Origin of the sequence: Vibrio profundum, from assembly GCF_050337555.1 — a bacterium.
Classification (GTDB): Bacteria; Pseudomonadota; Gammaproteobacteria; order Enterobacterales; family Vibrionaceae; genus Vibrio; species Vibrio profundum.
On record NZ_JAKJTA010000008.1, the window covers coordinates 169,034 to 194,006 of the forward strand.

Consider the following 24,973-nt stretch of genomic DNA (forward strand, 5'->3'; position numbering starts at 1 on the left):
GACACCCTCGTTTATTGTGACGAATAAATAACAAAGAATCCCAAAATCCTCGCTCACTCAAATACAAATTCAATGTATACTTCGTCGGCTATTTTCAATAAACCTGTTATAGAGATCAAACAATGAACCTAGGTCGAGATAGACTTCGCGATCATGCGCAAGAGGTCAATTTATTCCGTCGGCGTGCATTTATTGCATTCACCGTCCTAATCTTACTCGTCATTGCTTTGATCACCAATTTGTACAAGCTACAAATTACCGACTACAAAAGCTATACCACGCAATCGAATGACAACAGCATTCAGGTGTTACCGGTGCCACCGCCTCGCGGATTGATCTATGATCGTACTGGCAAAGTGCTCGCACGGAATATCACAGTATACAACCTCGACGTCACCCCTGATAAAGTCATTAATCCAGAAAAAACAGTGAAAGAATTGCAGAAATATATCTCACTCACTGATGAGCAGGTGCAGCAATTTTTAACCTTATGTCATAGCTGGCGCCGCCGCTTTCAAGCCAAAGACTTCTTAACGGACTTAACCGATGAACAAGTCGCGGCGTTCTCCGTACATGAATATGAATTCCCGGGATTGTCAGTCTCTGCAGGACTAAAGCGCTATTATCCTTACGGTCAAGTCTTGACTCATGTTTTAGGCTATGTAGGCCGAATCAACGATCGAGAAGAAACGAAACTTAAAGCAGACGGCGAAGACGACAACTACGACGGCACCAAATACATTGGTAAAATAGGTATAGAGAAACACTATGAGCGCCTATTGCATGGAACCAAAGGCTACGAAAAAGTTGAAGTGAACAGCCATGGTCGCGTGATCCGCATCCTGCAATACGTACCCCCCGTTCCAGGAAAAGATATTGTGCTCAATATCGATGTCGACTTACAGCAACATGTGTTCGACTTGATTCACGCACAGCCAAAGCCCGGTAGCATCGTTGTACTAGACCCTAACGATGACAGCGTGTTAGCGATGGTCTCAAGCCCAAGTTATGACCCAAACCCGTTTGTCGATGGGATTTCCAGCAAAGCCTACCGTAAGCTACTTGATGATCCCAAGCATCCGCTTTTGAACCGAGCCACATTAGGTATCTACCCACCCGGCTCCACTGTGAAACCTTTTATCACTGTTGCCGCTTTAGATGAAGGAGTCGTGACGCCAACCACGACTCGTGATGACCACGGCCGCTGGCATCTCCCTCACTCCCGATCAAAGCAAGTCTGGCGTGATGCTGATCGATGGGGCTATGGTGAAGTAAATATCTATACAGCGCTAGAACGATCCGTTGACTCATTTTTCTATCAAATTGCATTCGATATGGGGATAGACCGCCTCTCAACTTGGATGGACAAGTTTGGTTTTGGTCAAGACTCTGGGCTCGATATCAATGAGGAAAGTAGCGCGAATATGCCAACCCGCGCATGGAAACAAGCTCGCCACCATCAACCTTGGTATCAAGGTGATACCATCCCTGTCGGGATTGGGCAGGGTTACTGGACAGCGACTAATATGCAGATCGCGAAAGCAACCAGTATTCTAATTAACCACGGTAAGATTGAGCCGCCACATTTTCTAAGAGCAACTATCGAGCATGGAACCCAGTTTAAAAACTTAGTCATGGAACATTACACAACTAAACAGCTAATGCCTAAGGTACCAAAGAAAGACTGGGATATTGCATTGGAAGGCATGCACCTTGTAAATATGGGACCATTAGGAACTGGCCGATACTCGTTTCGACATGCGCCATATTCCAGTGGTGGTAAGACCGGTACCTCTCAGGTATTCAACCTAAATAACAGCAACTATAATGCCGAGAAGCTTTCAGTTCACCTGCACGACCACTCACTCTATACGGGCTTTGCACCGTTTAAAGACCCTAAATTCGTCGTTACAATCATCATTGAACACGGAGGCTATGGCGCAAAAACCGCCGCTCCGATGGCACGTAAAGTTCTCGATTACTGCATGGAAAATCTAGATGGTAAAAAAGCCGATATGTGACGTGGTCATCGAGCCTTAGAAAGGTTGGGCATCAACTAGATGCTCTAGTCAACATAACCTAATCAACAAGTTGCCCTTAGCGGATTTAAAGCGCCCTGATTCCCTCGGGCGCTTTTTTAATATACCGATTCGTTTAACCGATTCGTTTAACCGATCTGTTTTAACCGATCGGTCTTCACCAATCAGCTTTAACCGACCAATTCTTCATATTTTCCGACCAGCTACGAGAATTATAGATTTCCCGGATAAAAAAACGCCTCGCAAAGCGAGGCGTTCATCAAAGCTAAGTTAATAATTCAGAGTGAATTATTGACCTTTTACTTCTTTAAGACCGTTGTAAGGAGCACGCTCACCTAGTGCTTCTTCGATACGGATAAGTTGGTTGTACTTAGCGACACGGTCAGAACGGCTCATAGAACCCGTTTTGATTTGACCTGCAGCAGTACCTACCGCTAGATCAGCGATAGTTGCATCTTCAGTTTCGCCAGAACGGTGAGAGATGACTGCAGTGTAACCTGCATCTTTAGCCATCTTGATAGCAGCTAGAGTCTCAGTTAGAGAACCGATTTGGTTGAACTTGATAAGGATAGAGTTAGCTACGCCTTTCTCGATACCTTCAGCAAGAATCTTAGTGTTTGTAACGAATAGATCGTCACCAACGATTTGAAGCTTGTCGCCTAGAAGTTCAGTTTGGTGCTTGAAGCCATCCCAATCTGACTCGTCAAGACCGTCTTCGATAGAAACGATTGGGAAGTTGTTCGCTAGTTCAGCTAGGTAGTGGTTGAACTCTTCAGAAGTGAAAGTTTTACCTTCGCCCTTCATGTTGTAGATGCCAGCTTCTTTGTCGAAGAACTCAGATGCAGCACAGTCCATAGCAAGAGTAACGTCTTTACCTAGTTCGTAACCAGCAGCTGCAACAGCTTCTGCGATAACTTCTAGAGCTTCAGCGTTAGACTTAAGGTTAGGAGCGAAACCACCTTCATCACCAACGGCAGTGCTGTAGCCTTTAGACTTAAGAACTTTAGCTAGGTTGTGGAATACTTCAGCACCAATACGTAGACCTTCTTTAAGAGTCTTAGCACCAACTGGTTGGATCATGAACTCTTGGATATCAACGTTGTTGTCTGCGTGCTCACCGCCGTTGATGATGTTCATCATTGGTAGAGGCATAGAGAACTGACCAGCAGTACCGTTTAGTTCAGCAATGTGCTCGAACAAAGGCATGCCTTTTGACGCTGCCGCTGCTTTTGCGTTCGCTAGAGAAACTGCCAGAATCGCGTTTGCACCGAAGTTTGATTTGTTTTCAGTACCGTCAAGGTCGATCATCACTGCATCGATAGCAGTTTGATCTTTTGCATTCTTGCCGATTAGCGCTTCTGCAATTGGGCCATTTACAGCTTCGATTGCTTTAAGAACACCTTTACCTAGGAAACGAGTTTTGTCGCCATCACGTAGCTCTAGTGCTTCACGAGAACCTGTTGATGCACCTGATGGAGCTGCAGCCATACCAACAAAACCACCTTCTAGGTGTACTTCTGATTCTACTGTTGGGTTACCGCGTGAATCGATGATTTCACGAGCTAATACTTTAACGATCTTAGACATTGAGCTTTCCTCTCGTTCAAAATACAAAATACAAAGGTTAAAACTAAAAAGGCAGCAGCAAGAAATCTTGCTACTGCCAATATTTTTTACTTCAATTCACCGCGAGAATTTTCACCAGCGGCTTTCACAAAGCCGGAGAATAACGGATGGCCATCACGTGGCGTCGACGTAAACTCTGGGTGGAATTGAGCGGCTACAAACCAAGGATGTTCTGGGTTTTCGATCATCTCAACTAACTTCTTGTCCGCAGACAAACCAGACACTTTCAGGCCAGCTTTCTCTAGTTTTGGACGAATCACGTTGTTCACTTCATAACGGTGACGATGACGCTCATGGATAGTCGTACTACCGTACAAAGCATGTGCTTTGGTGCCTTTTTCTAGGTGGCAAAGCTGAGAACCTAGACGCATTGTTCCGCCTAAGTCAGAGGTTGCAGTACGCTCTTCAACCTTACCTTCACCGTCAACCCATTCAGTAATCAAACCAACAACTGGGTATTTCGTGTCTTTATTAAATTCTGAAGAGTGTGCGCCTTCTAAGCCCGCTACATTACGAGCGTATTCGATAAGCGCCACTTGCATACCTAGACAAATGCCTAGATATGGGACTTTATTTTCACGTGCAAATTGTGCAGCGCGGATCTTACCTTCGATACCACGATCGCCAAAACCACCAGGTACTAAGATAGCATCTAGGCCAGCTAATACTTCTTCGCCTTTGCTTTCCACATCTTGAGAGTCAACATACTTAATATTAACGCTCAAACGGTTCTTAAGACCTGCGTGCTTCAGTGCTTCGTTAACCGATTTGTACGCATCCGGCAGTTCAATATACTTACCGACCATACCAATGGTAACTTCAGCGGTTGGGTTCGCTTCTTCGTAGATAACCTGTTCCCATTCTGATAAGTCTGCTTCAGGTGCAGTAATACCAAAACGAGTACACACTAAATCATCTAAGCCTTGAGCTTTGATAAGTTGTGGGATCTTGTAGATAGAATCAACGTCTCGCATCGAAATAACCGCTTTTTCCTGAACATTACAGAACAGTGCGATTTTCTTACGCTCGTTCGCCGGAATCGTACGATCGCTACGGCAAACAAGGATATCTGGTTGGATACCAATCGATAGCAGCTCTTTTACAGAGTGCTGGGTTGGTTTAGTTTTCACTTCGCCTGCTGCGGCTAGGTAAGGAACCAATGTAAGGTGCATGAACATAGCGCGTTCACGACCTAGTTCAACTGCAAGTTGACGAATGGCTTCCATAAACGGTAATGACTCGATATCACCAACCGTACCACCAACTTCAACAATAGCCACATCTTGGCCTTCAGCACCCGCAATCACACGATCTTTGATCGCGTTAGTAATGTGAGGGATAACTTGAATTGTTGCGCCTAAGTAATCACCGCGACGCTCTTTCGCTAGAACGTCTGAGTAAACACGACCTGCAGTGAAGTTGTTGCGCTTGCTCATCTTGGTGCGAATGAATCGCTCATAGTGACCAAGGTCTAGGTCGGTTTCAGCGCCATCTTCCGTAACGAACACTTCACCATGCTGAGTTGGGCTCATTGTGCCCGGATCAACGTTGATGTATGGATCAAGCTTCATCATAGTCACTTTAAGACCACGAGCTTCTAGAATCGCTGCAAGAGAGGCCGCTGCAATGCCTTTACCTAGAGAGGATACAACCCCGCCAGTAACAAAAATATAATTTGTCGTCATGTTTAACCTGAAGTTGGTTGAATGAGATAAATGAGTTTCATCTGGACGGGATGAAACTATACCAGAAGCCCATAACTCCCACAACGTGAAATATATCACAGTGTCTTATTTTCTATTTGTTTTAAATCAAGCTCGCTGCTACTGCTTTTTTACGCCTGAATTTCATTCATATTTTCAAAATATTAGGCATTACTCTCGCTGTTTCACCTTCTGCCAAATCGCTTCTAATTCATCGAGGTCGAGATTTTCCATTTTATGACCTTGAGCGTGAACTTGCTGCTCAACGCTTTGAAAGCGTTTCACAAACTTTTGGTTCGCCTTCGTCAGTGCCACTTCAGGGTCTACTTTCAAATGACGCACGAAATTCACCGTCGCAAAGAGTAAATCCCCTAGCTCTTCTTCTATCTTGGGCTGCTCTTGAGGCTCGGCTTCCACTTCGGCCATTACTTCGTCAATTTCTTCATTCACTTTGGCAAGCACTGGTTCTAAGCTGGTCCAATCAAAACCCACCGAGGCACACTTTTTCTGGATTTTATTGGCTTTAGCAAGGGCGGGCAACGATTGCGGAAGAGAATCAAGTATGCTGCTCTCTACATGGCCAAGGCGGCTTTTTTCTTTGGCCTTCTCTTTCTCCCAATTTTTATTGAGTTCGCTTTCCGCGACATTAACCCCAGCAAATACATGAGGATGGCGACGCGTCAGTTTCTCATTGACGGTCTCCACCACATCACGAAAATCGAAAAGTCCTTTTTCATCCGCCATCTGACTGTAGAAAATCACTTGGAAGAGTAAGTCACCCAACTCTTCTTGTAAATTTGACCAATCGCGGCGACAAATCGCATCCACGACTTCGTAGGTTTCTTCAATTGTATGCGGAACAATGGTGTCGAAATCTTGCTTTTGATCCCAAGGACAACCTGTATCGGGATCACGCAACTGGGTCATGATTTTTTCTAATTGCTCTATTGGGTGAGTCATCGTTTATTCCTACTGTTCATCGTTTTTCCTGCCGATAAAGAAAAGGGGCTAAATAGCCCCTAACAATAAATATGTCCGGTTTGCGAATCCACTAACCCAAACGCTTCACCGACATCACGTCTTTGATCTGCTCCACTCGAGTGATGACCCGTGCTAACACTTCCACGTTAGACATCTCCAAATCAAAGTCCATCACCGACAACTGGCGCTTATAATCGTTGCGACTGCGCATGCTGTTCACTTTCACTTTCTCGTTAGCTAATAGCGAGGTGATGTCTTTTAATAAGCCACCTCTTTCCATTGCTTCGATTCGCAAACTCAGCACGTACGATCCGACAAATCCACTCCCCCACACGGTATCAATGATTCTCTCTGGCGCATGGTGGTGCAGCTCTTCCAACTGCTCGCAATCACTGCGGTGGACAGATATACCGCGCCCTTGAGTGATGTAGCCTTTGATCTCATCACCTGGGATCGGCTGGCAACATCTCGCCAAATGCGTCATTACGTTATCCACCCCTTCAACCACAACCGCATCTTTTTTCGGACGGCTGGTTGCGGGGTTTTTATATTCAGATTCTTGTAGTTTCTGTAAAGCCTGCTGATCTTCTTCTTCTGCCGTCGGCTTATTCACCAGCGAATTAATATGATTAACGATTTGATTAATACGTAAGTCGCCACTGCCGACACCGGCATATAACTCATCGGCGGTATTCACGTTAAAACGCTTCAGCGCATATTCATCGGCATCCTTTAGGTTAGCGCCAATTTGAGCAAGTTCGGTCTCTAAAATTTCTCGGCCCGCTTCAATGTTTTTCTCGCGGCTTTGCTTTCTAAACCAAGCATTGATTTTAGCCCGAGCCCGCCCTGAATGGACAAACCCCATCGACGGATTGAGCCAATCTCGAGAAGGGTTCGGCTCTTTTGCTGTAATGATTTCAACCTGATCACCCATGGTCAGTTTATGGGTAAAGGGAACAATCCGGCCGCCCACTTTCGCGCCAATACAGCGATGACCCACTTCGGAGTGAATATGGTAGGCAAAATCGAGCGGAGTCGCTCCCATTGGCAAATCCACTACATCCCCTTTCGGCGTAAAGGCATAGACACGATCATCAAATACCTGACTACGGAGCTCATCCAGCATCTCACCTGAATCAGACATTTCCTCTTGCCAATCAATCAGTTTACGTAGCCAAGTAATTTTTTCATCGTAACCACTGCGTGCGCTACTGCCTTCTTTGTACTTCCAGTGCGCTGCGACTCCTAGCTCAGAGTCTTCATGCATTTGTTTCGTACGGATTTGGATTTCTATCGTCTTCCCTTCAGGGCCTAGCACGACAGTGTGAATCGATTGGTAGCCGTTCGGCTTTGGATTCGCGACATAGTCATCAAACTCAGAAGGTAGGTGTTTATATTTGGTGTGCACGATACCTAACGCGGCATAACAATCCTGTAGGCGATCGGCAATGATGCGCACCGCACGCACATCAAATAACTCATCAAACTCGAGGCTCTTTTTCTGCATTTTTCGCCAAATGCTATAGATGTGCTTCGGCCGGCCACTTACCTCGGCTTGAATATGCGAGACTTTCATTTCAGATGACAAATCATCGACGAAATCTTGGATGTATTGTTCACGAACAATACGACGCTCGGACAATTGTTTGGCGATTTGTTTGTAGGTATCCGACTGGCGATAACGAAAAGCGTAATCTTCAATTTCCCATTTTAACTGACCAATACCGAGACGATTAGCTAGAGGCGCGTAGATATTGACACATTCTTTGGCCGCGGCTTGGCGCACTTCGTCTGGAGCTTGCTTCACTTCTATTAGGTTGCTAATGCGCTCCGCCAGCTTGATAACTACGCAGCGAAAATCGTCAACCATCGCGAGCAGCATGCGTCGTACGTTATCGATTTGCCCAGAGGCCGAGTTTGCTTCTAACGTCGCATTCAGTTGACCAATGGCGGCCATTTCCTCAACACCATCAATCAGCTTGATAATTTCTTTACTGTGATTTTGCTCCAATAGCTCCCGATCATAAACACCACTGGCCACAATAGGAAACAACTGAGCGGCAATCAGGGTTGCGCGATCCATTGACAAGGTGACCAATATTTCGATCATTTCCCTTCCTCGCCATAACAACAACGCTGCCTCTTCGTTGTCTGCTAGCATCTGTTCACACTGACGATAAACCTTGGTCAGTTTGCTCGCCGTGCTAGACTCTTGCCCTAAACTGGAAATCCATTTCTCTAACTCAAACTGTTCGTCTGGGGTTAAATGAGCACTTCGTACCGCAACCATCTTTTCATCCTAATCTATCTAATAATACGTACCAGACAACCAAACATATCGGTTCCTACACAATATTAGTGGGGGTCAATTTTTCACAAACAAGGCCATTGATTCAAAATGGTGCGTATGCGGAAACATATCTAACATCGCCAGTTTGCTTAAGGCGTATCCCTGCGCGTAAAGGCTTTGGCTGTCTCGTGCTAGTGTTGCCGCATTGCAAGACACATACACCACGCGAGTCGGACTCAGTTGGCCAATCTGCTCGACCACTCCAGCGGCACCAGCTCGCGCGGGATCAAGCAATACTTTATCAAAACCGCCGTGAGCCCAAGAGTTCGCCATGACATCGAGTTCCAAATTCGCTTGATGAAACGCGACATTGCTTAGCTGATTACACCGCGCATTTTGCGACGCTTGATCCACCATCGCTTGCACACCTTCAACGCCAACCACTTGCTGAGCCACTTGGGCGATCGGCAAGCTAAAGTTACCAACACCACAGAACAGATCTAAGACCCGATCTTGCTCATCAAGTTCCAACCATTGCATGGCTCTCGCCACCATTTGTTGGTTCACTTTTTGGTTCACTTGAATAAAGTTATTGGGTTGAAAAGCGATTTGCGTGCCAGCCTCTTGATACATTGGCTGTTCACCAGAGAGCTTCACCAATTCGTTTTCACTCGGCATAGAATACAAAGTCAACGCATGTTCGCTGGCAAAATGTTGTAGCGCTTCAGAATCAGAAGAGGCTAATGCCTGCGTATGGCGCAGTACCATTACCACACCATTGTCCGCTTTCACTAACTCCACATGACCGAGAACTTGTTTCTTCTTGAAGCCGAGAAACAACGTCTTAAGCGCTGGCAGCAATGCATTCAGTTCAGGATCAAGTACGGCACATTGCGCAATGTTTACAATCTGATTGCTTTGCTGCTTACGAAAGCCAAAAGCAAGTTGGTGGTTTTTTTTATCCAACATTAAGCTCAAACGGGTCCGGCGGCGATAACCTGTTGACTCGCTGATAATCGATTCATCAAGTGGCACAGTTTGACCTGACAACTTTTCCATTAATTGCATTAATGACTGCTGCTTGTGCTCGATTTGTGCCTGCTCCGAGTAATGCTGTAAATGGCAACCGCCACATTGTTGGTAGTGAGGACAAAACGGTTCTACGCGCTCATCTGCCGAAGTAAGGCGCTTGATGACTTTCGCTCGAGCATAGTTTTTCTTACTTTCGGTCAACTGAATCAACACTTCCTCGCTGGGCAGCGCGCTGGGAATAAAGACTGGCTTACCATCGAGGTAACCGAGCCCCGCACCGAGATGATCGAGCTTTTCAACCATAAGACGTTGATGTTTCGTATTTAATTTTGATTTTTTCGGTTGAAAAAAGCGAGCCATGATCTTAGTCCACATATAAAATTGAGCGTGTCATTCACCAAGCGTGCAGTATTTGCTATTTTGGTGATTGTCGAACTGTCGCGACTTGATTAAGCTAAACAATCAGCTTAATAGTTCGCACAGCGAGTTATTTTCCCATATCCACGAGATGATGTTTAGATAATAATGACAAGATATGGCCTCAAAACCCGTGTAATCGCGTTAACACTGGCGCCAACCTTAATCGTTGGATTATTGTTAAGCGCGTTTTTTTCATTCAGCCGCTACCACGATTTAGAACAGCAGGTCGTCAATGAAGGCCTGAGCATCATTAACCCTTTGGCCATTGCGAGTGCTGAAGGGCTCAAAAATCGTAACCGAGAGTCGGTGCGCCGCCTAATCAGTTTTGCGCATAGAAAAAATTCGAAGTTTGTCCGCAGTATTGCTGTGTTTGATTACAATCACGATTTATTTGTCACTTCTAACTTTCACCCTAACTTCCAAGAGCTGACTTTCCCCAAAAATAAACCCATTCCTCTGGTCGGCACTTCTGAGCAGCACGACAACACCCTTATTTTGCGCTCTCCTATCCTCGCAGAAGGGGGGTACATCAACACTTTGTCAGGCCAAGCAGGGCCGAATCAAGCGTTGGGGTATATCTCGGTAGAACTCGATTTATCGTCGCTGAGGTTGCAGCAGTATCAAGAAATCTTCTTCGCGTTTTTGGTGCTAATAGCGGGGTTAGGGCTATCGAGCATTTTTGCTTTTCGCTTACTCCACGATGTTACTAAGCCCATTACTCACATGAAAAACACCGTCGACCGTATCCGTCGTGGCCACCTTGATGTCAGGATAGAAGGGAAATTGCATGGCGAGCTCGACGAGCTCAAAAATGGTATCAATGCTATGGCAGCTTCCTTGTCGGAATACCACATTGAAATGCAGCACAGTATTGACCAAGCGACCTCAGATTTACGCGAGACCTTAGAACAATTAGAGATTCAAAACGTTGAGTTGGATATCGCTAAAAAGCGTGCTCAAGAAGCCGCGCGGGTAAAATCCGAGTTTTTAGCCAATATGTCGCATGAACTGCGTACGCCACTAAACGGAGTGATTGGCTTTACTCGGCAAATGTTGAAAACTCAACTTTCTCATAGCCAGGCAGATTATCTCGGTACCATCGAGAAATCAGCGAATAACTTATTAACTATTATCAATGATATCCTCGACTTTTCTAAGCTAGAAGCCGGAAAATTAGCACTAGAACAAATACCATTTGAGTTCCAAGAAAATCTTGAAGAAGTCGTGAGTTTACAAGCCACCAGTGCGCATGAGAAAAATTTAGAAATCACCCTAAAAGTCGATCCTAAGATCCCCGCAGGTTTAGTCGGAGACCCACTGCGCATCCAGCAGATCGTGACCAATTTGGTAGGCAATGCCATTAAGTTCACCGAGCGAGGCAGCGTCGATATCAGTGTCGAGCTACGTACCCAACAAGACAAGCAAGTCGAGCTTCAGTTCATGATTCGTGACACGGGCATCGGCATTTCCGAAAGACAGCAAGCTCAACTGTTCCAAGCCTTTAGTCAGGCAGACGCCAGTATTTCACGTCGCTATGGCGGTACTGGGCTAGGCTTAGTCATCACTCAAAAATTAGTCGCGCAAATGGGTGGGGAAATCAGCCTCACCAGCCGTTTGCATCAAGGCTCTACTTTCTGGTTTACCTTAAGCCTACACGCCACCGATATGCCGATGGGCGACCTGTTTGGCGCGGAGCTGCTCCACAACCGCAGTCTATTACTCGTTGAGCCTAATCAACGTACTGCAGCCATTGCTCAACAACAACTAGAACAGGCAGGCCTTAAAGTCACATATGAAGAAACCCTCCCCGAGTCTAGCTCACACCACGACTATATCGTCTTGAACTTAAGCCCTTGCATAGAACACAGCTACCGTGAAGTTGAAAGGCAGCTAAAATGGGCACTCAGTATTACGCCTCATGTGGTGGTCGCAACGCCAAGTACTTCTTTAGCACTGGCCGATCAACTCACGAAAATGTACCAGATACAGTGCGTAACCAAGCCTCTCGCCAAGAAGAAATTACTGCACGCTTTGTTGGCCAATAAACCAAAACCGCAGCCACTGGAATATATTGAGCCTGCCAACGACAACACCCATAACAAATTGCCACTGCGCGTGATGGCGGTGGATGACAATGCTGCAAACCTCAAGCTTATTTCTGCTTTGTTACAAGAACAGGTAGCACATGTGGTTACGTGTTCGAATGGCCAATCGGCAATACAGCAGGCGAAATCGCAGCAGTTTGATCTTATTCTGATGGATATCCAAATGCCGAACATGGATGGCGTGACCACCTGCAAACACATCAAAACCACACTGCTCAACGCTACGACTCCTGTAGTTGCCGTAACCGCACACGCAATGAGTGGCGAGCGAGATAGACTATTAGCTGAAGGCATGGATGACTACCTCACCAAACCCATCGAGGAAGTGAGGCTTCAGGAGGTGTTATCTCAGTGGGGAGGCAATATGCTGCCTGAGACAGGCGCACTCACAAACGCCGCTTCAAACTCAGCGCAGCTCGGTGATTCCCCTCTAGCAACAGTGGTATCAAACGACAATCAATCGATAATCAATTGGTCACTCGCCCTTAAGCAATCAGCGAATAAGGAAGAGCTCGCCCAAGAAATGTTGAGTATGCTAGTGCATTCATTTCCTGACGTACTAACTTGCGTACAACACGCGCTAGAAATGGACAATGGCGCAGACACTCAGCAGCTCCTGCAGCACATTCACAAACTGCATGGTAGCTGTGCTTACAGCGGTGTACCTAGGCTAAAAAGCGTCTGTGCGACATTAGAAGCCGCCTTACGTTCGGGCAGTACCGTTGAACAAATTGAGCCTGAGCTATTTGAATTACAAGATGAAATTAGTAAGGTAACCGAGCAATCTGCCAGCTACCTTACTTCAAATACCAATGCAGATAACGACGGCTAAGATTCTAAAATCACGGTCGCCACTGCATAATGGCGTTCGTCTGAGATACTAAGGTGGAGATGGTTAGCGCCCATCTCACCAGCCAGTTCCGCAGCGCGGTCAATCAATGATAAATGCGGTTTTCCAGCGTCATCGTTGTATATATTAAAGTCTTGGAAAGTAACGCCATTGGCAATCCCTGTGCCTAACGCTTTGGAAGCCGCTTCTTTAGCAGCGAAACGCTTCGCTAGAAAACGACTTTTGTCTTTACGGGCGAGGTACGTAACGTACTCATCATTGGTCAAAACACGTTTCGCCAATGCATCGCCGGAACGTTGCAGCGCTTTATCAAAGCGCTCAATTTCAGCCAAATCCGTCCCTAAGCCTAGAATTGCCATATCCTGTTACCTACGAGCCGTATCCATGATCGCTTTCATATCAGCCACAGCTTTGGCTAAACCATCAAACGCTGCTCGACCGATAATTGAATGACCAATGTTAAGTTCATAGATTTCCGGCAGCGCCGCGATTGGGCCAACATTGTGATAGGTTAAGCCGTGGCCAGCATTGACCGTGATGCCCAAATCGCCTGCATAGCTAGCCGCCGCAGCGATTTTTTTCAGCTCATCTTGCTTATCTTGATCATCACTCGCATCGGCATAGTGGCCGGTATGCAATTCAATAAACGGAGCACCACATGCTTTCGCAGCGTCAATCTGACGTTTGTCCGCATCGATAAACAGCGACACTTTAATTCCTGCCTCGGTCAGTTTTCCGGTCGCCAGCTTTATTTTCTCTAGCTGGCCAGCCACATCTAGGCCGCCTTCCGTCGTAAGCTCTTCACGCTTCTCTGGCACAAGACACACATACTCAGGTTGAGTGTTTAGGGCAATATCGATCATTTCGTCGGTGACCGCCATTTCCAGATTCATCCGCGTTTGTAAGGTTTCACGAAGTAGGCGAACGTCTCGATCGTTGATATGACGGCGATCTTCACGCAAGTGAACCGTGATGCCATCCGCGCCTGCACGCTCTGCAACTTCTGCAGCATGGACGGGATCTGGGTATTTGGTGCCGCGGGCATTACGTAACGTTGCGATATGATCGATGTTAACGCCTAAATAAATCGAACTCATTGTTCATTACTCCGTGTTGGAGGAGCTGATGGCCTTTTGGTGAACAGCTCCCTACTTTTTAATGGTTTACCGCCAAGATACGGCTTTAGTGCCATTCGAGTAAAGCGTTTTGCCGCTTTTAATTGCGCTGGCGTAACAAAACGACGCTCTGCCATCGCAATGAGTTCATCACCCACAAAAGTAAGGTTGTCGCGTTTTATGCTCGCAATGAAACCCTTTTGTTCTCGAAAACGGTAAGTCATACCCGGCTCTACTGGCTGCCCAGAACCATAGCAAGACAAGAAATCGACGCCATAACCAATCGCGGATAATAAAGCCAACTCAAATCGGCGCAAGCAAGGCTCTGGGTTTTCGCTCTGGGCAAGTTCGGTTATTACTGCAAGGTAGTCGTGAAACAAGGCGGGCATGGCCACTTCAGATGGCAAAACTCTGGCAAGCAATTCGTTAACATATAACGCCGAGTATAAGTACAAGCCAGTTAAGGGGATTCCCAAACTGATGGCTTCCGCTTGGCGCAGGGTCTTCATTGAGCCAGACCCTGACCATTTGAGCAACAAAGGAGTAAAAGGCTGCAGTGTCGCCTTCAGCGGAGACCGTGCACTGCGCGCGCCTTTCGACATCAACGTCAATCGCCCGTGTTCTTCACTCAACACATCCAGAATGAGGCTAGTTTCGCTGTAAGGGCGGCGATGTAAAATAAAGCACCGCTGTAAGCCGTCAGACACTCGATTCCTCACTGATACAAAAAGAGAGAGCCTGCGCTCTCTCTTGGGAAAATACTTAGGTTATTTATGATTATAGATCGTCGATATAGCCTAGTGAGCGGAGCGCTCTTTCATCATCGGCCCAACCGGATTTCACTTTCACCCAAGTTTCTAGATACACCTTACGGCCAAAGAGTTCTTCCATATCCAAGCGAGCTTCACGACCAATTGTTTTGATCTTGTCCCCACCTTTACCAATCACCATTTTCTTCTGGCCGCTTCGTTCCACCAAAATCAAACCATTGATATGGAAGCCATCGGTATCTGGGTTATAGTCAAAACGCTCGATTTCAACCGTGACAGAGTAAGGAAGCTCGTCGCCGGTGAAGCGCATCAGCTTTTCACGTAGGATTTCCGATGCCATGAAGCGTTGTGAACGATCCGTCACATACTCTTCAGGGAAGTGATGCGTTGCCTTTGGCAGAGCTTCACGTACATGCTTGCGAATCACATCGATATTTTTATTGTGCTTAGCAGAAATTGGCACCACATCAACAAAGTCCATCTTGGTGGACATTGCCTGCATGTGCAGCATCACTTCGTTGCGGTCTTTAACGTTATCAACTTTATTGACACACAATATCACTGGGAAGTTCGACTTTCTCAGCTTGTTAAGCACCATTTCATCATCTGGGGTCCATTGAGTACCATCGACGAGAAATAGAACTAGGTTAACATCACTAAGTGAGCTGTTCGCTGCGCGGTTCATTAAGCGGTTAATCGCTCGTTTTTCTTCGATGTGTAGTCCCGGCGTATCGACATAGATCGCTTGATAATCGCCTTCTGTCTCAACACCCATGATTCGGTGACGGGTAGTTTGCGGCTTACGCGAAGTAATGGATATCTTTTGACCTAGCACTTGATTGAGCAAGGTTGATTTGCCCACGTTAGGACGGCCAACAATCGCGACAAAGCCACAATGTTGATTTTCAGGTGTGCTTGATTCACCTGCAGACGCAAAATATGCGTCTAGATCTATTTCGTTCTCAGACATTATTTAGTGTCTCCAATGCAGCTTCAGCAGCCGATTGCTCCGCTTTACGTCGGCTAGTTCCCATGCCTATGATAGGCTGTTGAGCGCCGGCAATTTCACACGATACGGTAAACTCTTGGTTATGAGCTTCCCCTTTAATTTTAGTCACTGTATAAACCGGCAGCGGTTTTCTTCGACCTTGAAGGAACTCTTGTAAGCGTGTTTTCGGATCTTTTTGTGAAACACCTGGTTCAATCGCATCTAAGCGAGACGCATACCAGCTCAAAATTATCTTTCTTGCCACCTCAATATCACTATCGAGATAAACAGCACCAATAATCGCTTCTACTGCATCTGCGAGAATCGAGTCACGACGAAAGCCACCACTCTTTAACTCACCTGGACCTAATTTTAAGTAATCTCCTAGTTGAAATTCTCGACCCAGTTCAGCCAGCGTATTACCACGGACTAAGGTCGCGCGCATCCTACTCATATCACCTTCGTTTACTTTAGGAAAACGGTGATAGAGCTCATCTGCGATCACAAAACTTAAAATTGAATCACCCAGGAATTCTAGACGTTCGTTGTGCTTACCACTGGCGCTACGGTGTGTCAGAGCCAAATGAATAAGCTCAGCATTATCAAATTGATAGCCAAGCTTAGTTTCTAGTTTACTAATAGGAGAATTCATACTCTCTCAACTTTACAGGTCTAACTTAGTTAGACTATTTAATGCTACCGATGCGGTTTAAACGCACACCAGTTGGCACCCAAGATGGTAAAACGCTGCTTGGGCTGCGATCAAACTTAAAGCTAATCCAGATCGCAACGGCTTTACCAACTAAATTGGCTTTAGGTACAAAGCCCCAATAACGACTATCTGCGCTATTGTCACGGTTATCACCCATCATAAAGTACTCACCCGGCGGAACGACCCACTCGTCAACTCCCGGTCTCGGCTGATACTCGTAAGTTCTATCTTTACGAATTGGGTTAATCAAAATATGGTGCTGCACCGCGCCCAATTGCTCGGTTTTTTCTATCAACGGAATTCCATTTTGCACAAAACGGCTTTCATGGACGTTTGAATCAGCAACATCGGTGCACGTTGTGCTGCCTTTCGGCTGGATACACAAGGTTTTATCGCTGTTGTAGCGAATAACATCCCCTGGTAAACCAACGACACGTTTAATGTAGTCAATATTCGGGTTCAGAGGGTAACGAAAAACCGCAACATCCCCACGCTTTGGCTGGCCAACATCCACAAGTTGATGATGCCAAACTGGATCTTTCAATCCATAAGCAAATTTTTCCACCAGAATAAAATCACCCACCAATAAGGTTGGCATCATCGAGCCTGACGGAATTTGAAAAGGTTCAAACACGAACGATCGCAAAATAAGAACAAACGCAATCACAGGAAAAATCGACACGCTATTTTCGATCCACCATGGCTGAGTCTTCATCTTGGCCACAACTACATCGTCAAGCCCATTGGTCTGTGCTTCAACTTGCTTAATTTTCGCCAAGCGAGCTTTGCCCCAAACCCATTTTTCGAGAGCCCAAACTACGCCAGTGATTAACGTAATGATCACTAGGATAATTGAAAAGGTATTAGCCATGGATTGTCCTTATCTGCGATTGAAAATGGTGACGCTACGCGCCACCATTCATTGCGAGTCTAATCTGTAAATCGAGTCTTACTCTTTACCTACATGCAAAATGGCAAGGAAGGCTTCTTGCGGCAATTCGACATTGCCGATTTGCTTCATGCGCTTTTTACCTTCTTTCTGCTTCTTCAGTAGCTTTTTCTTACGGCTCACATCACCGCCATAACATTTGGCGATCACGTTCTTACGCAGCTGCTTCACTGTAGAGCGAGCGATAATGTGGTTACCAATAGCAGCTTGAATCGCGATATCGAACATCTGACGTGGAATGAATTCTTTCATTTTTTCCACTAAGAGACGGCCGCGGCTCTGCGCTTGATCTTTGTGGGTAATGATTGCGAGCGCGTCAACTTTATCGCCATTAAGTAGTACATCTACGCGTACCATGCTTGACGTTTCAAAGCGTTGGAAGTTGTAATCGAGGGATGCATAACCGCGCGATGTCGACTTCAATCGGTCAAAGAAATCGAGGACAACTTCAGCCATTGGAATATCGTACGTTACTGCGACTTGATTGCCGTGATAGACCATATCAACCTGCATACCACGCTTTTCGATACATAAGGTAATCACATTACCTAGGTAGTCCGATGGCACCAAGATATTACAACGGGCAATCGGCTCGCGAATTTCTTCGACATCATTGACTGCAGGTAATTTGGCTGGGCTATCAACATACACCAGCTCACCAGCCGTGGTTTCGACTTCATACACTACAGTCGGCGCTGTGGTGATCAAATCTAAATCATATTCACGCTCTAAGCGCTCTTGGATGATCTCCATGTGCAGCATCCCCAAGAAGCCACAACGGAAACCAAACCCTAGTGCAGCAGAGCTCTCTGGTTCATAAAATAACGACGCATCGTTAAGGCTTAACTTACCAAGCGCATCACGAAAGTTTTCATAGTCGTCAGATGATACAGGGAACAGACCCGCATAAACTTGAGGTTTCACTTTTTGAAAGCCTGGTAAGGCTTCTTCACAACCGTTTTTGGCTTGGGTTAACGTATCACCAACAGGCGCGCCTAGGATATCTTTAATACCACACACAACCCAGCCTACTTCACCGGTATTAAGCTCAGTGGTATCAATCTGTTTTGGTGTAAAGATACCAAGGCGATCAACGCCCCAAATTTGTCCAGAACTCATCACTTTGATTTTGTCATTTTTCTTCAGCACACCATTTTTAACGCGTACTAAAGAAACAACACCTAAGTAATTATCAAACCAAGAGTCGATAATCAGAGCTTGCAGCGGCGCATCAGGATCGCCTTCTGGTGCTGGAATTGACGACACAATGTTTTCCAGTACATCGTCAACACCTAGGCCAGTTTTCGCTGAACAGCGAGTTGCATCGAGGGCATCAATACCAACGATGTCTTCAATTTCTTCGGCAACACGCTCTGGGTCTGCAGCAGGAAGGTCAATCTTGTTCAAGATTGGCACCACTTCTAAGTCCATTTCCATTGCGGTATAACAGTTGGCGAGAGTCTGAGCTTCTACACCTTGGCCTGCATCCACAACCAGCAATGCACCTTCACATGCCGCAAGTGAACGTGAAACTTCATAGGCAAAATCAACGTGCCCAGGAGTGTCGATAAAGTTCAACTGGTAAGTTTCACCGTCTTTCGCGGTATAGTTTAATGTCACGCTCTGAGACTTAATGGTGATCCCGCGCTCGCGCTCAAGATCCATAGAATCGAGTACTTGAGAGGCCATTTCACGATCGCTCAATCCTCCACAATCTTGGATTAAACGGTCTGACAGCGTGGATTTACCATGGTCGATATGGGCGATGATCGAAAAATTACGGATATGCTTCATAAGTACGGCGTGACTAAACTCGTTGCAAAAAGGAAACTAAAACACCACATTTTCGCGGCATTTCTTTCAGGTTGGCAGATTCTACCCAATTTTTCGCCAAGACGCACTAGCTAATTGGTTCTCCCAAGATCCTCACCAGCACCACATCGCGCTCAGCTTCCTTCTCCATATGGTGAGAAAGTTTTTTTGCCAGCAGAATACCAAGCCCAGTAAACATAGCAGAAAACAAAATAGTGGTTCCCTCCCCCGTATGAAGCATCGGGGCAAGAAGGCTGTGGGCGATAAACGCACCAACAAACAGCGAAAACAAGGGGACCAAGTAAACAATAAAGGCTGATTTCAAAAGACTTTTTTCAGGAAATCCGATTTCAACCACTTGACCCGCTTGAACCGGCTGCAACGTAGATAAACGCCATGATAACGTCTTATTTCCAACCGCTTTGGTGACAATACCCGTTCCACAACTTTTCTGTGACGAGCAGCTGTTACAGCTTGTTTGCTGTTCACAACTCAGTTCAACTTGATAACCAGATTTCATCGGTTGAACTTTTGCAACCGTGGCCAGAGCAGTCATCATTGCAAACTACTCTCTCTGTTACTGCCTTCTACTTGATTGGATTCGTTCTCAGCACCAGCTTTCACAGCAGAAAAACTAACCGAACGCGCAATGCGCTGCGCAGTTTCCGGTGGAATATCACCAATCACCGCGACTTCATGTTCACCATTGATAAAAATCTGTAGTGTTCTTCGCCCTTGACGAACTAACTGATTTTTTAGTGATTGGCCGCTATGAGCAGACACATAAATAGAGAAATCGAACAGGCCATCACTAAATAGCTGACTTTCCACTATTTGATCCGTTCCTGCTAGTTTGTAACGATTTAACTCTCGCGCTTTAAAACCATTTGGAACCCAACTGGCCTTCCAGAACGTCTGCTGTAAATTGCTTTTCGGCAACGAAAGTACCTGTGGCAAGGTGGCTTCTTTGAGGCCGCTGAGGTGCTGCATTACCTCTTTGCCAACAACAAAGGAAATGGTACGAAACTGCTCTAAGATATCACCATTGCGATCAATTAAATCAGCTCTTAGGGGAAGCTTAGAATTCTCATCCACCCAAAGAATGTAGGAATAACGCATGCCGTCTTTAGGCACGATGCGTAGCACTTGGCAGGTGGCTCCAGCCTCTCGGGCTTTGCCCAATGGGATAAAGTCATAATAATGGCTAAGCTGCTCAATATTGCTGTTTAGCAAAGGTAAAGTCGGCGCTACCATGTAATTAGCGCGAATAGTAAATGGTTCAGAGCTAGCATCAATATAGCTGATCTCATTGCCACGACGAATCACTTCACGCATAGGTCCGCTCAAATAGACCAAATGGGCAACTTGTTGGTTTTCTTCCACCGCATGGCTATATTGAAGGGGCTCAATTGCATTTCTATTGATAACAATATAAGACAATTGATAATTTGACTGCTGACTGGCTTGGTGCATCTCGGTCAATAACGCCTGAGCAGTGTTAGCATCAGCAGCCAACACTGTTTCAGAATTAAGGGCACACATCGCCAGCACCGCGAAGAGAATTTTTTTCATTCAACTACCGATTGTTACGCTTGGAAAGCTCGTCGCACGATTGTATCGCCTGTGACTAATCTTGACGAGACTGGCTACCAAATAACATTTGTTTATCAAAGTCAGACGAATAACTATGCACTCGCTGACGCAAATTTTCTTGGCTATTTTCAAGCGATTGGCGAGTCAAGCTAACTGGTGAAGCCGAACCACCCCATGGCACAGTAGATAGCACTTGGACCGGTTGCTCTGCTTGTGTGGCCTGACTAGGCACGCCATACTGCTGCACACCGACAACCACAGCTAATGTGACACTAGCGGCAATTGCCACCTGACCCAACTGAGATAGCCATGCCGGCAGCTGACGACGAGCTTTTATCGGATTAGGTTGAGGCTCAAGAGTTGCATCTTGAGAGGCAAGCTTCGCGTTTGTCAGAGTGCTATGTGCCCGCTCGTCCTCTAACGCTAAAGCAACACTTCCAGCGATATCCCATTCCACTTTTTCTGGCAGCTCACCACGTATCACATCTCCCACTAAGTGGTAGTGTTTCCACGTAAGTAAAGCCTCAGGATCTTGCTCTAATTCACTGATTAAAGCGTTATCGATCGCTTCTCCATCCATGAGTGCTGAAAGTTTTTCTTTGTCAGCCATTATTTCCACCATTTTCATTACAGGGATTAGCGTTGCAAAAGAGGATTGATTTTCTTTTCCACCGCTTCACGAGCACGGAATATACGAGAGCGCACTGTCCCTACAGGACAGTCCATCACATCTGCAATTTCTTCATAGCTAAGGCCATCTAGCTCACGCAATGTCATTGCAGTTTTTAAATCTTCAGGTAACGCTTCAATCGCACTAAAAACTACGCGCTTCAATTCATTGGACAGCGTTAAGTTCTCAGGGTTCGATATTTCTTTTAAAGCGTTACTGCTTTCAAAATATTCGGCTTCTTCTGCGTCTACGTCGCTGGCTGGAGGCCGCCGACTTTGCGCAACAATATAATTTTTTGCTGTATTGACCGCAATCCTATACAACCAAGTATAGAATGCGCTTTCTCCGCGAAAACTTGGGATCGCACGATACGCTTTAATAAACGCCTCTTGCGCTACGTCTGCAACGTCTCCCGAGTTGCTAACATAACGTGAGATAAGGTTGCATACCTTGTTCTGATAGCGTAGAACTAACAAATTAAATGCTTGCTTATCTCCACTCTGAACTCGCTCTATCAATACTTGATCGGTTATCTGCTCGTTCATTCGAGCCCATACTCCTATTGTGAATCACCCCATCTGACGAGATATGAGCTTTAATTATGCAAAATGTAGTATTGACACCACCGCTGTCATGAGCAGTATTGTGACCTAGTTATGCAAGAAAAGTTCAAAAATTTCGTAATTAATTTACTCATTATGATATACCCATGAGGTTATACAACGAGTTTGGTTAGTCAATCTAATAATGAACACCACTAAAAGCAACGAAATTTCGCGAAGATTGACTACGAACCTGACCTGCAAACTCCATTTATTAATATGAAAATTTCGCCATTCGGGAAGATAGATTTTTATGAATGCACATCGTGAGCATCAGTGTGATGTTTTAGTCATAGGGAGCGGCGCAGCTGGCTTATCATTAGCCCTGAGAGTCGCAGAGCACGGCAAAGTTATCGTACTAAGTAAAGGGCCTCGCAGCGAAGGCGCAACGTATTACGCCCAAGGGGGCATTGCAGCGGTATTCGACGAATCAGACAGTATTGAGTCCCACGTACAGGACACTCATATCGCTGGCGCTGGAATCTGCGAACATGACACCGTCCAGTTCATTGCAGAGAACGCTAAAGATTGTGTGCAATGGTTGATTGATGGCGGTGTGCCATTCGACAGAGAAGAAAACAGTGATGATGGTAAGCCTCGCTATCACTTGACTCGTGAAGGCGGTCACAGCCACAGAAGAATACTACACGCCGCCGATGCCACAGGGGTGGCGATGCAATCATCTCTACAAGATAATGTTCACGATCACCCCAATATCGACGTATTTGAGTTGCACAACGCCCTCGATATCATTACCGAAGATAAAATTGGCGGCGATAAAAATAAAGCCATTGGCGCCTACATCTGGAATCGTAACGACGAACATGTCGAAACCGTGCGCGCAAAATTTGTTGTGCTCGCCACAGGTGGTGCATCTAAGGTGTATCAATACACCTCCAACCCAGACGTTTCCTCTGGTGATGGCATTGCCATGGCATGGCGAGCGGGCTGCCGCGTTGCCAATTTGGAATTTAATCAGTTCCACCCAACTTGCTTGTTCCACCCTGAAGCACGAAACTTTTTGCTGACCGAAGCACTTCGAGGTGAAGGAGCCTTCCTTAAACGCCCAGATGGTTCCCGATTTATGCTGGACTTTGATGAACGAGCAGAGCTTGCACCGCGAGATGTTGTCGCCAGAGCCATCGATTACGAAATGAAGCGATTAGGCATCGACTGCATGTACCTCGATATCAGCCATAAACCTGCTGAATTCATCGAAAAGCATTTTCCGACCATTCATATGCGCTTGCAAGAGCTTGGGATTGATATGACCAAGGAGCCGATCCCTATCGTTCCAGCCGCCCATTACACTTGTGGCGGGGTCATGGTTAACCAAACAGGCCAAACCGACTTGGCGAACTTGTATGCCATCGGTGAGGTCAGTTATACTGGATTACACGGCGCAAACCGCATGGCTTCCAACTCATTGTTAGAATGTGTCGTTTACGCTTGGTCTGCGGCGACTGATATTCTGAAACACATCAAACATGCCAGTTTACCGCCATCACTGCCCGCTTGGGATGAAAGCCAAGTGTGTAACTCGGATGAGGAGGTCGTCATCCAACACAACTGGCACGAGCTGAGATTGTTTATGTGGGACTACATGGGAATTGTGCGCACAGATAAACGCCTCGAACGAGCTCTACGTCGAATTCAATTACTACAACAAGAAACGCACGAGTACTACAGTAACTTCAGAGTATCCAATAACCTCATTGAACTTAGGAACTTACTGCAAGTAGCTGAGCTAATGGTTCGATGCGCAATGCAAAGAAAAGAAAGTCGCGGGCTGCATTACACCCTAGACTACCCTGAACTCGCCGAAGATAGCGGACCAACCATACTCAGCCCATACGAGATCTAGTCACACGAGATCTAACCATACGAGATCTCGTCATTGCAGTTGCTAATCGATGTTAAACCAATCGGTATCAAGCTGAACGATGTGAAATAGGTGAGTGGTCAAAAAAAGGGCGTGCAATGCACGCCCTATTCACATCAATAACCAAAGCGCTAGCGGAATAAAGCTAATAAATGCCGGTAAGCATCCTCTCTCACACTGTCACGCCATACGCACCAACGTAGCCCTTGCTGGGTATCGATAATCACAAACAGTTCTGCATAAATGGTAAACATCTTTTTATACTGATAATCAATACCATTTACTTGCAACTTCCCAGACACATCCAACGCTAAAGTGCCGACTAAAGGCAACGGCATAAAAGCCCCAGTGTGAAGTCGGCGCATTATAAGGCCAAGCAAAAACAGCGATGGCGTAAGTGGAAGCGGATAAACCACCAACAAAGCAATTAATCCAGACCCAACCAGCAAGTTAGAATATATCGCGCGCGCTGATGGAGAGGCCGATAATCTAACGCAATTTACTGCGGTTGTGTGCGACAATCTTATCTACCATCGCCGCATGGCTTAGGTTTTCACTGCGACTATGTCCCATGATCCAGCTAAATAAATCTGGGTCATCGCACTCGAGAAGTGCAACAAAGTCTTTTTGTTCGTTGTCAGTTAGCGCCTCGAAGCATTCTTCAAAAAAAGGCATGATCACAACATCCAGCTCCAACATCCCTCTACGACACGCCCACTTTACGCGTGCTTTCTCTTCATTTGTGTACATCTTATCCTCAAACTGAAGGTGGCAACTTTGGCCTGAGTGTATCAAGCAGAGCTCATTTCCACTAGTAACCTAATCACAGTAATA

Annotated in this window: 21 protein-coding genes; 3 read left to right on the forward strand and 18 right to left on the reverse strand. The window is 46.1% G+C overall.

Going from position 1 to position 24,973, the window contains the following annotated elements; translation table 11 throughout:
* Positions 1-122: 122 nt before the first annotated feature.
* Positions 123-2,021, forward strand: coding sequence for a penicillin-binding protein 2 (mrdA, locus tag L4C34_RS09485; protein ID WP_428789106.1), 1,899 nt, complete (start codon positions 123-125; stop codon positions 2,019-2,021).
* A gap of 306 nt (positions 2,022-2,327) precedes the next feature.
* On the opposite strand, the gene eno is transcribed toward mrdA, so the two are convergent.
* The 5 genes from eno to rlmD form a co-directional block, all read right to left on the reverse strand.
* A complete protein-coding gene (gene eno, locus L4C34_RS09490; RefSeq protein ID WP_428789107.1) occupies positions 2,328-3,626 on the reverse strand; it encodes a phosphopyruvate hydratase in 1,299 nt (432 codons plus the stop codon).
* An 86-nt stretch (positions 3,627-3,712) separates the two neighbouring features.
* Positions 3,713-5,350: a CTP synthase gene (gene pyrG / locus L4C34_RS09495; protein WP_428789108.1), complete on the reverse strand. Its 1,638-nt coding sequence runs from the start codon at positions 5,348-5,350 to the stop codon at positions 3,713-3,715.
* A 189-nt stretch (positions 5,351-5,539) separates the two neighbouring features.
* On the reverse strand, positions 5,540-6,328 hold the full coding sequence (mazG, locus tag L4C34_RS09500) for a nucleoside triphosphate pyrophosphohydrolase (protein ID WP_428789109.1): 789 nt from the start codon (positions 6,326-6,328) through the stop codon (positions 5,540-5,542).
* 91 nt (positions 6,329-6,419) lie between these two features.
* Complete coding sequence (relA, locus tag L4C34_RS09505; RefSeq protein ID WP_428789110.1) at positions 6,420-8,639, reverse strand: GTP diphosphokinase; 2,220 nt, start codon at positions 8,637-8,639, stop codon at positions 6,420-6,422.
* Positions 8,640-8,714: 75 nt separating this feature from the next.
* Positions 8,715-10,031 carry a 23S rRNA (uracil(1939)-C(5))-methyltransferase RlmD gene (rlmD, locus tag L4C34_RS09510; protein WP_428789111.1) on the reverse strand — a complete coding sequence of 439 codons (1,317 nt, stop codon included), beginning with the start codon at positions 10,029-10,031 and terminating at the stop codon, positions 8,715-8,717.
* Positions 10,032-10,196: 165 nt separating this feature from the next.
* Here rlmD and barA point away from each other — a divergent pair, with 165 nt between their 5' ends.
* Positions 10,197-13,028, forward strand: a complete 2,832-nt coding sequence (barA, locus tag L4C34_RS09515; RefSeq protein ID WP_428789112.1) for a two-component sensor histidine kinase BarA — start codon at positions 10,197-10,199, stop codon at positions 13,026-13,028.
* Here the strand turns inward: barA and acpS are convergent.
* From acpS to rpoE, 11 genes are all read right to left on the reverse strand, one after another.
* On the reverse strand, positions 13,025-13,405 hold the full coding sequence (gene acpS, locus L4C34_RS09520; RefSeq protein WP_428789113.1) for a holo-ACP synthase: 381 nt from the start codon (positions 13,403-13,405) through the stop codon (positions 13,025-13,027). The two genes, barA and acpS, sit on opposite strands and share 4 nt — an antisense overlap.
* Positions 13,406-13,411: 6 nt before the next feature.
* On the reverse strand, positions 13,412-14,143 hold the full coding sequence (gene pdxJ, locus L4C34_RS09525; protein ID WP_428789114.1) for a pyridoxine 5'-phosphate synthase: 732 nt from the start codon (positions 14,141-14,143) through the stop codon (positions 13,412-13,414).
* Complete coding sequence (recO, locus tag L4C34_RS09530; protein WP_428789115.1) at positions 14,140-14,868, reverse strand: DNA repair protein RecO; 729 nt, start codon at positions 14,866-14,868, stop codon at positions 14,140-14,142. Before recO ends, pdxJ begins: the two co-directional genes overlap by 4 nt.
* 70 nt (positions 14,869-14,938) lie before the next feature.
* Positions 14,939-15,901, reverse strand: a complete 963-nt coding sequence (gene era, locus L4C34_RS09535; RefSeq protein ID WP_428789116.1) for a GTPase Era — start codon at positions 15,899-15,901, stop codon at positions 14,939-14,941.
* Positions 15,894-16,571, reverse strand: coding sequence for a ribonuclease III (gene rnc / locus L4C34_RS09540; protein ID WP_428789117.1), 678 nt, complete (start codon positions 16,569-16,571; stop codon positions 15,894-15,896). Before rnc ends, era begins: the two co-directional genes overlap by 8 nt.
* A gap of 34 nt (positions 16,572-16,605) precedes the next feature.
* Positions 16,606-17,502, reverse strand: coding sequence for a signal peptidase I (gene lepB, locus L4C34_RS09545; RefSeq protein WP_428789118.1), 897 nt, complete (start codon positions 17,500-17,502; stop codon positions 16,606-16,608).
* A 78-nt stretch (positions 17,503-17,580) separates the two neighbouring features.
* The gene (lepA, locus tag L4C34_RS09550) at positions 17,581-19,374 is read right to left on the reverse strand and encodes a translation elongation factor 4 (RefSeq protein ID WP_428789119.1); all 1,794 of its coding nucleotides are present in this window, start codon (positions 19,372-19,374) and stop codon (positions 17,581-17,583) included.
* 106 nt (positions 19,375-19,480) lie between these two features.
* On the reverse strand, positions 19,481-19,951 hold the full coding sequence (locus L4C34_RS09555) for a SoxR reducing system RseC family protein (RefSeq protein ID WP_428789120.1): 471 nt from the start codon (positions 19,949-19,951) through the stop codon (positions 19,481-19,483).
* Positions 19,948-20,964, reverse strand: a complete 1,017-nt coding sequence (rseB, locus tag L4C34_RS09560) for a sigma-E factor regulatory protein RseB (RefSeq protein WP_428789121.1) — start codon at positions 20,962-20,964, stop codon at positions 19,948-19,950. The genes L4C34_RS09555 and rseB overlap by 4 nt, the downstream gene beginning before the upstream one ends.
* Before the next feature lie 55 nt (positions 20,965-21,019).
* A complete protein-coding gene (locus L4C34_RS09565; protein WP_428789122.1) occupies positions 21,020-21,595 on the reverse strand; it encodes an RseA family anti-sigma factor in 576 nt (191 codons plus the stop codon).
* Positions 21,596-21,621: 26 nt separating this feature from the next.
* Complete coding sequence (gene rpoE / locus L4C34_RS09570) at positions 21,622-22,200, reverse strand: RNA polymerase sigma factor RpoE (RefSeq protein WP_428789123.1); 579 nt, start codon at positions 22,198-22,200, stop codon at positions 21,622-21,624.
* A 310-nt stretch (positions 22,201-22,510) separates the two neighbouring features.
* On the opposite strand from rpoE, the gene nadB reads away from it, so the two are divergent.
* Entirely contained in the window at positions 22,511-24,121 is a 1,611-nt protein-coding gene (nadB, locus tag L4C34_RS09575; protein ID WP_428789124.1) for an L-aspartate oxidase, read from the forward strand.
* Positions 24,122-24,270: 149 nt separating this feature from the next.
* Here the strand turns inward: nadB and L4C34_RS09580 are convergent, their stop codons facing one another.
* Together L4C34_RS09580 and L4C34_RS09585 are read right to left on the reverse strand one after the other, a co-directional pair.
* Entirely contained in the window at positions 24,271-24,660 is a 390-nt protein-coding gene (locus tag L4C34_RS09580) for a YgfX family protein (protein WP_428789125.1), read from the reverse strand.
* Positions 24,629-24,889 (reverse strand): FAD assembly factor SdhE, encoded by a 261-nt coding sequence (locus tag L4C34_RS09585; RefSeq protein WP_428789126.1) that lies wholly within the window; start codon positions 24,887-24,889, stop codon positions 24,629-24,631. The genes L4C34_RS09580 and L4C34_RS09585 overlap by 32 nt, the downstream gene beginning before the upstream one ends.
* Positions 24,890-24,973: the final 84 nt, after the last annotated feature.